A 12,403-nucleotide genomic window follows, 5' to 3' on the forward strand; every position below is an offset into this window, starting at 1 on the left:
TAAATTTCATAATTATACAAACATACATTCTTATTGGACTGTATGCTTGTTAAGGTTACCCTTTTTTAAAGAAATCATTTCATTTTTCTTTTATTTTGTTCTTGACATATTACCAAATTGCTTATTTAAGTTTAATTTTTTTAAGCTTTAATTTATCCAGAGACGTAGCTGCCGTAACACTCCCACTTCTAACAAAGTGGGAGATAACGGCAGCTACGTCCCTAGATAACGATCTCTAACCTTTAGTTGGAGTAAAAACTCCATCTGAAGCTAAGAGATCTGTTTATTTTTTATCATAACTATAAATTTATAAAAAGTGTAACAGAAAATAAATATCATAGGGAATGAATATCTAGCTTGTCCTTCTGTTACAAAATAAACACAGGTAAACATGTAAAATAAAATACAAAGGTAAACAGTAAGGTTATCTAATTTATCTACTCTTTTCTTTAGTAAACAGTAGATAATGTATATACTATAATAAACTATATAACATAGTGCTATAAGTAAGAAAATAGCCCTAAATGTTCCATAAGCGTAATACATTTTAAATTTAGTACTTTCATTTAAATTAACGCCTTGAAGACTGTAAGCTAAATCATCTCCTACAAAATAAGTGTTTCCTAGTCTCTTAAGACCTAAAATAGTAAATTCCTTTGGATGATTCTTTATCCATTCCTTAGCTGCATTTTTAAGCATTTTATTTTGTGCAGTCATATTTGCATTTTTATATTCTTCTTTATTTACTATGGAATTTTCCACTTCTTTTGCAGGCATCCATCTTCCAAGTTTATTTTGAGAATTGTTATTTATATAAAGAACAATTCCACCGTTATTTGATACAAAAGTAAATTCACCATTATATTTTGTATTTCTATATGCCCAAGGGGATAAAACTAATAAAGCAATTAAAAGTATGGAAAAAGATTCTTTTATGGTTTTTAATATATTTTCTTTAAATATTATCTTATATAAAAATATAGCAAAGAAGTATACAATAAAAAAAGGTTTAACCATTGTATTTATTCCTACTAATATGCCTATATAAATATATTTAAACTTAAAATTTTCTTTAAAAAACAAGTATGTTACTAGTAGCATTAAAAATGTAAAGAGTACTTCACTTCCTAAAATAGTATTGTAGAATATTGTACTTGGGAAAAAAGCAAACAATATAAAAACTATAAATTTACTTTTCTCCTCCATAGAAGTAAATTCTAATATTTTTTTAAATAAAATTATAGATAATAAACTTAATATTAAATTCACTATTTTTCCAACTAATATATTAGCTCCGAATATTTTATAAAAAGCAGCTAAAATATTGAATATCCAATGGATGTATAGGTATTTCCCCAAATACCTCCAAGAGCTATTTGTTTTGCTAGCTCATGATAGTATTGAAAATCCGAAAAAGGTTGGGTATTCACTGTGCATATCCATAGTATATTAATAAGTATAAAGATCCCTATGGCAAAATAATAATTTTTCTTGTAGCTTTTTTCTAACATAACATAACTCCTCATAATTTTCTTTGATTCTTTCACTTATTTTATAGCTTAAAATATATTATTGTAAGTATACTGATTCCCCATAATATTATATTTATTAAAAATGGTATATCTTTTGTAAATACATCTTCTGGTTTAGATCCTATATTAGCTTTTTCCATAAGATATTGATACCTAAACACTCCATATAAAACAAATGCTATAGTAATCATCATTGTTCTGCTTTGCACAGAATTAAATGTATATAAGCAGTAAGCAATGAAAATAGATGGTGTTATTATGCCTAGCATGTTGTCTATGAATTCTATAGAATAATCTTTTAAAATAGCTCTATGTTTTGTACTACTATCCTTTAGCATTTTAATTTCACTTTTTCTTTTATTTAAAGCTAAAAATAAAGATAATAAAACCGTACATAAAATAAGCCAAGGAGATAAAACAACATTAGTAGCTACACTACCACTTTCTACTCTTAAAACAAAACCTAATGTAATAACCATAACATCAATTATAACGACATTTTTTAATTTGAATGTGTATAGTATGTTTAATATTATATACGCCAAACTTATCATAAATATTTTATAATCAACAGTTAATCCTAACACTATCACTGATATTAATAATAAAATATCCAACACTACACCTTGATTTTTGGTGACTTTTCCACTAGCTAAAGGTCTATTCTTCTTTTCAGGATGACATCTATCTTTCTCTATATCTATAATATCATTTAATACATAAATACAAGATGATGTTAAACAAAATATTACAAAGGTTATAATGTTATTCTTAAGCAAGTCCATATTACCAAAATTGCCTGAGAAAACTATTGCTGCAAATACAAAAGAATTTTTTATCCATTGCTTTGGCCTAATTAGTTTAATCATTTCTTTAAAGTTTAAATTCATAATTTTCTCCTTTCAAAATATTAATAAGGGTTCTATAAGATTTTAATATATTTTTCATTAAATTAAAAGAACTTGTTTTTAAACATTCTAAAAACAAGTTCTAAGAAAACATTTTCATTTGTTATAATATCAATTATCTTGGTTGAACTATAAGTTTTATTGCTGTTCTCTCTTCACTTTCAATTTTAATATCTGTAAAAGCTGGTATACAAACAAGATCTATACCACTTGGAGCCATAAATCCCCTTGCAATGGCAATAGATTTAATAGCTTGATTTATAGCACCTGCCCCTATAGCTTGTATTTCTGCAACATTATTTTCTCTTATTACTCCTGCTAATGCGCCTGCTACTTTGTTTGGTACTGATTTAGCTGAAACCTTTAATACTTCCATCTTAAACCTCCTAATGTAACTCTTATAGTATAACTCTTATCATACTATTCTACAAAAAAATCAAAAACCCTTTTAAATTTTGTTTTAAAAAATACAAACTTTAAAAGGGCCTTCACATTAAATTTTATTTAGCGTATTCCACCGCTCTTGTTTCTCTTATAACATTAATTTTTATTTGTCCTGGATATTCTAACTCGTTTTCAATTCTTTTTGCTAAATTTCTAGCCATTTCAACAGTAGCAAAATCATCTATACTATCTGGTTTTACCATTATTCTAATTTCTCTACCAGCTTGTATTGCAAATGACTTTTCTACCCCTTCAAAATCATTAGCTATTTCTTCTAATTTTTCTAATCTCTTAATGTAAGCTTCTAAAGTTTCTCTTCTTGCTCCAGGTCGAGCAGCCGATATAGCGTCAGCAGCTTGAACAAGTACAGCCTCTAAAGATTGAGGTTCTACATCACCATGATGAGCTTCTATAGCATTAACTATTACAGAAGATTCCTTATATTTCTTGGCAATTTCTGCTCCTATAGCAGCATGAGGACCTTCTACTTCGTGGTCAACAGCTTTACCTATATCATGAAGTAATCCAGCTCTCTTAGCAAGTGCAGGGTCAATTCCAAGTTCTGAAGCCATAAGTCCAGCAAGATGAGCTACTTCCATAGAATGCTTTAATACATTTTGTCCATAGCTTGTTCTGTACTTTAATCTTCCTAGAAGTTTAATAAGTTCTGAGTGAAGTCCATGTATACCGGTTTCAAATGTAGCTTGTTCCCCTTCTTCTCTAATTATGTTTTCAACTTCTTTTTTGGCTTTTTCTACCATTTCTTCTATTCTTGCAGGATGAATTCTTCCATCAACTATTAACTTTTCAAGAGCAATTCTAGCTACTTCTCTTCTTATAGGATCAAATGCAGAAAGAATAACAGCTTCTGGAGTATCATCTATTATAAGATCTACACCAGTTAGGGTTTCAAGAGTTCTTATATTTCTTCCCTCTCTACCAATAATTCTTCCCTTCATTTCATCATTAGGAAGAGCAACTACATGTACTGTAGTTTCAGCTACATGATCCGCAGCACATCTTTGAATAGCATAAGCTATAATTTCACATGCTTTTTTGTTGGCTTCTTCTTTTATTTTTGTTTCCTCTTCCTTAATTAGCATTGCAAGATCATGTCTTATCTCTTTTCTAGTTTGATCTAATAATAATTCTTTAGCCTCATCAGAAGTTAAATTAGAAATTCTCTCTAACTCCTGTTTTTGACTTAGATACAAACCTTCAACTTTTTGTTGAATTTCTTCAAGCTCTTGATGTCTCTTATTAATAGTCTCTTCTTTCTTTTCTAAAATTTCACTTTTCTTATCCAAAGATTCTTCTCTTTGAAGATTTCTTCTTTCTAGTCTTTGGATTTCATTACGTCTTTCTCTTGATTCTTTTTCAAGGTCATTTCTTAATTTGTGGACTTCTTCTTTAGCCTCTAAAACGGCTTCTTTCTTAGCAGATTCTGCTTCTTTTTTAGCTTCTTCTATAATATTGTTTCCTTTTTCCTCAGCTTTAGCTATGTTAGCATTGGAAATATTTTTTCTTATATATACTATAGTAGTAAAAGCTATAAGTAGAAAAGCTATAACTGCCATTATTGTATACTGTATAGGCATTTCAACACCTCCCTTGCTTATTCGGTTTCCGTCAAAAGGAGCAAAACGAACGCTTTAAAAAGGTGTTTCATTTACTAAAATTATTGATACATAATAAACCAGTATTTGTATTTATTTTATATTACTTTTATATATATGTCAAGATTACAAAATCATAAGAATTATTCAATTCATATATTACTGTAAATCTGATTTTTTTTCTTTTTTCTCTTCTTTAGCTTTATCTTTAGCATCTATTTTATTTTCAATAGATTTTAATCCATTTTTTTCTCGTACTTTATTTTCTATTTCCAAAAGTAATGAAGGATTATCTTTTAAAAACTGTTTAGAGTTTTCTCTTCCTTGACCTAAACGAGTATCACCATAAGAGAACCATGCTCCACTTTTGTTTACTATATCCTCTTCTACTCCCATATCTAAAACATTACCCTCTCTAGATATGCCCACACCGTACATGATGTCAAATTCAGCTTTTTTAAAAGGGGGAGCTACTTTATTTTTAACTACTTTTACTCTTGTTCTGTTACCTAAAACATCTTCTCCTTGTTTTATGTTGTCTATTTTTCTTACATCCATTCTGACAGAAGAATAAAATTTTAATGCTCTTCCACCAGGTGTAGTCTCAGGATTTCCAAACATTATTCCAACTTTTTCTCTTAGCTGATTTATAAATATAGCTATACAATTTGACTTATTTATAGAACCAGCTAGTTTTCTTAAAGCTTGTGACATTAATCTAGCTTGAAGTCCTACGTGAGAATCACCCATTTCTCCTTCTATTTCAGCTCTTGGAACAAGGGCTGCTACAGAGTCAACTACTATTACGTCTACAGCTCCAGACCTAACCAAAGCCTCAGCTATTTCAAGAGCCTGCTCTCCTGTATCTGGTTGAGAAACTATTAAATTTTCTACATCTACTCCTAAATCATGGGCATAATTAGGATCTAATGCGTGTTCTGCATCGATAAAGGCTGCTGTTCCACCAGTTTTTTGAGCTTCTGCTATTATATGAAGGGCTACTGTAGTTTTTCCTGAGGATTCTGGTCCATATATTTCTACTATTCTCCCCTTTGGCACTCCACCTATACCTAAAGCAATATCTAAACTTAAGCATCCTGTAGAAACACAATCTAATTTAGGAATTTCATGTTCTCCTAATTTCATTACTGAACCTTTACCAAATTGTTTTTGAATTTGGCTTAAAGCAGCATCTAATGCTTTTAATTTTTCATTATTCATATTATCTCCCTTAAGGGATTCACCTTCCTTTCGAACGATTGTTCTTATTATATAATATATATTTATATAGGTCAACATATGTAAAAAGCCCCTACTACATTTTTGTAGGAACTTTTATTTTAATTATTAACCTTATATACAAATTTTAATCACTTATCTAATTTTAAAACTTCTTTATTTTTTACAAAGTAATCTATACCTGAAATTATAGTTATTATTACTGCTAACAATATAGTTATTTTAGATAATAATATAATCCAATGTTCAGGATAAGTTTTACTTATTAATGAAATTATTATGGCAACCATTTGAATTACAGTTTTAATTTTCCCCCACCAGCTAGCAGCAATAACTATCCCCTCGGAAGCTGCTATAGTTCTCAACCCTGTTACAGCAAATTCCCTAGCTATTATTATAACTGCTGCCCAAGTTCCTATTATATGAAATTGAACTAAAGCTATTAGAGCCGCTGTAACTAACAATTTATCTGCTAGTGGATCCATAAACTTTCCAAAGCGAGTTACTTGATTTCTGCTTCTAGCTATATAACCATCTAGTTTATCTGTTAAGGAAGCTCCAATAAATATAATAGTTGCAATAGTGGTACCATAAGGTATCTCTGTTACAGTAATAAAAATTAAAAATATAGGTACTAAAAAAATTCTTATTAGTGTTAACTTATTTGCAAGATTCATCACATACAACTCCTATTAAATCATATTCTAATGCTTCGGTAACTTTTATTTTTATAAAGTTTCCTACATCTAATATTTTATCACATTTAAACCAAACTGCACCATCAATTTCTGGAGCCATTTCATAACTTCTTCCATACCAATAGTCATCCTTAGTACCTTCTACAAGAACTTCATATATTTTTCCTATTTTATTATTATTTTTTTCTATAGAAACCTTTTGCTGTTCAAGCATTAGTTCCCTGTATCGTTCTTCTTTAACTTCTTCTACTATTTGGTTATCCATCAAAGCTGCTTTGGTTCCTTCTTCTTGTGAATATTTAAATACTCCTAATTTATCAATTTTTACATTCTTAATAAAATCCTTTAATTCACAAAAATCTTCTTCAGTTTCCCCAGGAAATCCTGTGATAATAGAAGTTCTTAAAACTACATCAGGCATTTTAGTCCTTATATAGTTTATTGTTTTTAATATATCTTCTTTTTTACTTTTTCTTCTCATGTTTTTAAGCACATTGTTACTTATGTGTTGAAGAGGTAAATCTATATAATGGCATACCTTGGGATTTATAGCCATTTCATCTATTAAATTTTCCTTTATTTCCTCTGGATAGCAATATAAAATTCTTATCCAATGGATGGAATCTATATTAGATATTTCTTTTATTAATTGGTGTATTTTATTATCTCCATATATATCAACACCATATTTAGTGGTATCTTGAGCAACTAAAATAATTTCCTTTACACCCTTTTTAGCAAGTTCATTAGCTTCCTGTATAATATCCTCCAATTTTCTACTTCTATATTGTCCACGTATATAAGGTATTGCACAATAAGAACAATAATTACTACAACCCTCTGCTACTCTTAGGTAAGCTGTATGTGAAGGAGTAGTTAATATTCTTTCACCTTCATTTATAGAGTAATTACTGTAATTACAATAATCCTTTTTTTCATTTGTGGTTAAAAATTCATCAATCCCTTTTAATAAACTATCATAATCATTTACACCATAAATCAAATCTAGTTCAGGAATAAGTTCTAGAAGTTCTTTTCCGTATCTTTGAGTAAGACACCCTGTAGCTATTAATAGTTTACAATTTCCATTTTTATATTGAGACATTTCTAATATTGTATTTATGGCTTCTTGCTTTGCTTCTTCTATAAACCCACAAGTATTAACTATTATTATATTTGCACTGTTCGGTTCATTAACTATTTCGTATTTTTCATATAGTTTACCTAAAATTATTTCTGAATCAATTCTGTTTTTATCGCAGCCTAAACTTATAAGACCAACTTTGTATTTGCTCACACTATTTCCTCCCTGTTAACATTTATTTCCTCACTATTACATTTATTTCCTTGGAAATAAATTCTTATTCATTTTTATTATCTAATAATACTTGTCTAGGTTTACTTCCATTTCTTCCCGAAATTACTCCTTTATCTTCTAATTGCTCTATTATTCTAGCAGCTCTATTATAGCCTATTTTTAATTTCCTTTGCAATAGGGATGTGGATGCTTGTCCTTCTTGTATAATTATATCTATGGCAGTATCCAATAATTCATCTTCATCCGTATCGTTTTTTTCCACTGAAGAATTAATTTGATCTATTATTTCCTCTTTATAATCTATTTCCTCATGTTTATCTTTTATGAATTGAACTACATTTTCAACTTCTTCTTCAGAAATAAATGCACCTTGTATTCTAATCGGTTTTGATTCACCTACTGGATAAAAAAGCATATCGCCCTTTCCTAGAAGTTTTTCTGCTCCTGAAGAATCTAAAATGGTTCTAGAATCTATTTGACTTGAAACAGCAAAGGAAATTCTAGATGGAATATTAGCTTTAATTACTCCAGTTATTACATCTACTGATGGTCTTTGAGTAGCAATTACTAAGTGCATGCCAGCAGCCCTAGCCATTTGAGCTAATCTACCTATATATTCTTCTACTTCTCCAGGACAAACCATCATTAGGTCAGCCAACTCATCTATTATAATAACAATGAAAGGTAATTTCTCATCTACTATACCCTTTGAATGAAGTTCATTATATCCATCTATATTTCTAACACTATTATCTGCAAATAGTTTATATCGTCTGGTCATTTCATTTACCGCCCAGTTAAGTGCTCCAGCGGACTTTTTAGGATCTGTTACTACTGGTATTAAAAGATGAGGTATTCCATTGTAAATGCTTAATTCAACCACCTTAGGGTCTATTAAAAGTAATTTTATATCCCTCGGGGAATATTTATATAGTAAACTTATAATTAAAGTGTTTATACAAACGCTCTTACCAGAACCAGTAGCACCAGCCACCAAAAGATGGGGCATTTTACTTAAGTCTGCTACTACACATTTACCGGATATATCTTTTCCTAAGCAAAAGGTTACAGCTTTATTAGAACTTATAAATTCGTCACTTTCTATAACTTCTCTTATATAAACTGGAGTTAATTCCTTATTTGGAATCTCTATACCTACTGCAGATTTACCAGGTATAGGTGCTTCTATTCTTACAGCAGATGCCGCTAAACTAAGAGCTATATCATCTGATAAATTAACAATCTTACTTACTTTAACTCCCGCGTCAGGTTGCAATTCATATCTGGTTACAGAAGGCCCTTTAGTTACTTGAAGCACCTTTGCTTCTACTCCAAAACTACTTAAAGTTTCTTCAAGTTTATTAGCACTATTTATTAAGTCTCGTTTATCTCCTTTTTTCATTTTAGATAAATCATTTATATTTAAAAGTTCTATAGAAGGATGTATGTAATTTATTTCCTCTGACATGGAAGAGCTTTTTTCTATTTCTCTAGAAAGTTGATCATTTATATTTTCACTAGAATCTTCTACATGAGGAGTAGATTTATTATTGTCCTTAATTTCTTCATCTTGAAAACTATTTTTAAGAAAGTCTATTATTTTTATTTTATCATTTTTTTCATTTAATAGTTTTGGTTCTGTGTATTCTGTAATTGCACTTTCTTTTACCTCGTTATTAGCACATTCTTCATTATGTCTTTTTATTTGGGTCAATTTAGCTTTAATATTATAAATAATATTACCTAATGATAAATTTAGCATTATTATTGAGGATATTATATATAGACATAAAAATATAATGTAGCTACCAACCTTTCCAAAAAGCTTATATAATTGAACATCTATAATATATGCTATAATTCCTCCATGTAATGCACTAGACGAGGTCCATATTTTCTTAATACCTTGTAGTGTCTCATTAGCTGAATAGTATTTATCTATAGATAACATTCCAACAAAAAATAAAGTATTTATAAAAAATAAAATTATTCCATAAAACTTTGTATTCACTTTTATTTTGCCGCCACTATATATATACATTATTCCTAAAAGAATAATAAGAAATGGTAAAACATAAGTTCCTATTCCGCACATCAAAATAAATGTGCTTTTTATAAATTTACCGAAAATTCCTGAAGATTTTGTCATGTATATACTAAATATAGATAATAAACCAAAGGTTATTAAACACAGCCCCTTTATTTCATTGTGTCGATTTGTATTATTCTTGGTTGTTTTTCTTTTTTTGCCCAATAAGCTCACCTCCAAAAAATATTTCTACATAACACGTAAATATCCTTTTATATTTAAAATATAAATAAAATATAACCATAGGAATTACCTATGGTTTTCGGAATTATTTATCATAGAATTTAATTTGGTCAAAGCGCTATTTATTCCACCTACCTCATCTATAAGTCCATATTCTACAGCTTTTTCACCTATTAATATGGTTCCCATATCATTTAAAAGCTCATCCGTTGCTAACATCATGTTCTTTAAAGTTTCTTTTTTAATTTTAGATGTTCTCACAATAAACTCCACTATTCTTTCTTGCATTTTATTAAAATACTCAAAAGTTTGAGGAACCCCTATGACTAAACCATTCATTCTTATAGGATGGATTATCATGGTTGCAGAAGGTGATATGAAGGAATATTTAGCTGAAGTAGCTAGAGGAACTCCTATGGAATGACCTCCTCCAATCACTAAGGATACTGTTGGTATTGAAAGACTTCTTATCATTTCAGCAATGGCAAGCCCCGCTTCTACATCTCCTCCAACAGTGTTTAATATTATTAATAAACCTTTTGTATTTTCATCTCTTTCTGCATCTATAAGTTGTGGTATAACATGTTCGTATTTAGTGGCTTTAGTTTGAGGCGGCAACATCATATGACCTTCTACTTGACCTATTATAGGTAAAATCCTTATGGGGTCCGTAGATACAGGTAAATTGGATATCCCTAATTCCTTTATATTTTCTCTAATATTTTCTTTTTCTTCTTGAATTTTTTGTTCATTGTCAGTATTCATATATACATTCCTCCTAACAGTAATATTTTGTGTTAGGAACAATATATATATTCATTTATCCTAATTTAAATTCTTTATGAAGAGCATTTATTGCTTTTTTGCAATTTTTAGATTCTACTAAGCACCAAATAGTGGTATGGGAATCTGCAGTTTGAAGTACCTCTATATTTTCTTTCGTTAAAACCTTTAATATTCTAGCCATAACTCCTGGTATTCCTCGCATTCTGGAACCAATAATTGAAATTTTACTGCAATTTTCAATTATTGAATAGGATAATTCTAATTTCTCCATTAGATAATTAAACTTACTCATATCTTCTTCATTTATAGTGAATACTGTTTCTTTTGGAAAGATATTTATAAGATCTATGCTTATGGAATTATTAGCTAATATCTCAAAAATATTATTATAATCATTTTCTTCACTAAACTTAACTCTTACTTGGCTTCTATTGTCCATAGAAGTAATTCCTGTAATAATATTATTGGAATTTACATTTCCTAAAATATTTATTATAGTACCTTCACTATCAGTTAAAGTATTTTTTATGACTAAAGGAACATTTCCCTTCATTGCTACATCCACAGCTCTAGGGTGAATTACTTTTGCTCCTTGATCTGCAAATTGGAAAACCTCATTATAACTTATTTCTTTTATTAAAGAGGCCTCTGAAACCACTCTAGGGTCTGCAGTCATTATTCCATCTACATCCGTATAAATTTCTATTTTTTCAGCTTTTAAAGCTACTCCAAGAATTGCAGCGGTAAAATCGCTAGCACCCCTTCCAAGAGTAGTTATATAACCATCCTCTGTTCTCCCTTGAAATCCGGCTATAATTGGTATTTGGCCTGATTCTAATACAGTCATTATGTTTTCTACATTTGTATCTTTAACTTCTGCATTGCCATAATTTCCATCAGTAATTATACCTGCTTGCCCTCCAGTTAAGGGCACTGCTGAAATATTCTTTTTACTAAATTCATAACTCATAACAACAGTACTTATAATTTCTCCACAACTCATAAGTAAATCAGCACCTAAAGGATTATATGCTTTGAAACTATTGTCAACTAAAGATAATAATGTATCTGTAGCATAAGGTTCACCTTTTCTTCCCATAGCAGATACTACTACCACAGGACTATAACCTAGTCTTTTGGCTTGCATAACCTTATCCATAACTAATAATCTTTTTTCATGTGTTGATACAGAAGTACCTCCAAATTTTTGAACAATTATTTTCATTTTTACTTTCAGCCTCCAATTATATACCAGTTTTTTTCATCAGTTTGTCGTCTATATCTATTATAATAGTTTTAGAACCTATTTTTTTTATATACTCCCAAGGAACCTCACTAAAAGTAGTATTATTAAAAAAAGAGAATTTATTTTTAGGTTCATTTAAAATTAAACATTTAAATTTCCCATTTTCATCAATTACAATATCATTATTACATAAATACCCGTGCTTGTCACCATCATTTATATTTATTATTTCAAAATGATCCATAGAACTAAATAGTCTTATATTATCTTCCATGAAAATCCCTCCCATAATGCTTTTCACATAATATCTTTATAAAAATACTATGAAAAGCATTGATGGAATA

Annotated in this window: 10 protein-coding genes and 1 pseudogene; all 11 read right to left on the reverse strand. The window is 29.3% G+C overall.

The annotated features are described in order from the left end of the window. Positions 1-270 precede the first annotated feature (270 nt). The 11 genes and pseudogenes from FGK85_RS08525 to FGK85_RS08575 all read right to left on the reverse strand — a co-directional run bounded on the left by FGK85_RS08525 (position 271) and on the right by FGK85_RS08575 (position 12,333). Positions 271-1,526: pseudogene (locus FGK85_RS08525) on the reverse strand (ArnT family glycosyltransferase). A gap of 26 nt (positions 1,527-1,552) precedes the next feature. Continuing rightward, positions 1,553-2,422, reverse strand: coding sequence for a decaprenyl-phosphate phosphoribosyltransferase (locus FGK85_RS08530; RefSeq protein WP_138205632.1), 870 nt, complete (start codon positions 2,420-2,422; stop codon positions 1,553-1,555). A gap of 133 nt (positions 2,423-2,555) precedes the next feature. Beyond that, positions 2,556-2,816: a stage V sporulation protein S gene (locus FGK85_RS08535; RefSeq protein ID WP_138205634.1), complete on the reverse strand. Its 261-nt coding sequence runs from the start codon at positions 2,814-2,816 to the stop codon at positions 2,556-2,558. 124 nt (positions 2,817-2,940) lie between these two features. Beyond that, positions 2,941-4,461, reverse strand: a complete 1,521-nt coding sequence (gene rny / locus FGK85_RS08540; RefSeq protein WP_396276656.1) for a ribonuclease Y — start codon at positions 4,459-4,461, stop codon at positions 2,941-2,943. Positions 4,462-4,659: 198 nt separating this feature from the next. Further along, positions 4,660-5,721, reverse strand: a complete 1,062-nt coding sequence (recA, locus tag FGK85_RS08545; protein WP_138205685.1) for a recombinase RecA — start codon at positions 5,719-5,721, stop codon at positions 4,660-4,662. A 149-nt stretch (positions 5,722-5,870) separates the two neighbouring features. Further along, the gene (pgsA, locus tag FGK85_RS08550) at positions 5,871-6,416 is read right to left on the reverse strand and encodes a CDP-diacylglycerol--glycerol-3-phosphate 3-phosphatidyltransferase (RefSeq protein WP_138205638.1); all 546 of its coding nucleotides are present in this window, start codon (positions 6,414-6,416) and stop codon (positions 5,871-5,873) included. Beyond that, positions 6,400-7,734 (reverse strand): 30S ribosomal protein S12 methylthiotransferase RimO, encoded by a 1,335-nt coding sequence (gene rimO, locus FGK85_RS08555; RefSeq protein ID WP_138205640.1) that lies wholly within the window; start codon positions 7,732-7,734, stop codon positions 6,400-6,402. The genes pgsA and rimO overlap by 17 nt, the downstream gene beginning before the upstream one ends. A 64-nt stretch (positions 7,735-7,798) precedes the next feature. Next, positions 7,799-10,009 (reverse strand): FtsK/SpoIIIE family DNA translocase, encoded by a 2,211-nt coding sequence (locus tag FGK85_RS08560; RefSeq protein WP_138205642.1) that lies wholly within the window; start codon positions 10,007-10,009, stop codon positions 7,799-7,801. 84 nt (positions 10,010-10,093) lie between these two features. Then, positions 10,094-10,792 (reverse strand): ClpP family protease, encoded by a 699-nt coding sequence (locus FGK85_RS08565; RefSeq protein WP_138205645.1) that lies wholly within the window; start codon positions 10,790-10,792, stop codon positions 10,094-10,096. 55 nt (positions 10,793-10,847) lie between these two features. After that, positions 10,848-12,038: an aspartate kinase gene (gene dapG, locus FGK85_RS08570; protein WP_138205647.1), complete on the reverse strand. Its 1,191-nt coding sequence runs from the start codon at positions 12,036-12,038 to the stop codon at positions 10,848-10,850. A 19-nt stretch (positions 12,039-12,057) separates the two neighbouring features. Beyond that, positions 12,058-12,333 carry a YlmC/YmxH family sporulation protein gene (locus FGK85_RS08575; RefSeq protein WP_138205649.1) on the reverse strand — a complete coding sequence of 92 codons (276 nt, stop codon included), beginning with the start codon at positions 12,331-12,333 and terminating at the stop codon, positions 12,058-12,060. Positions 12,334-12,403: the final 70 nt, after the last annotated feature.

Source organism: Haloimpatiens lingqiaonensis (assembly GCF_901447495.1).
In the GTDB taxonomy this organism is placed as follows: domain Bacteria; phylum Bacillota; class Clostridia; order Clostridiales; family Clostridiaceae; genus Haloimpatiens; species Haloimpatiens lingqiaonensis.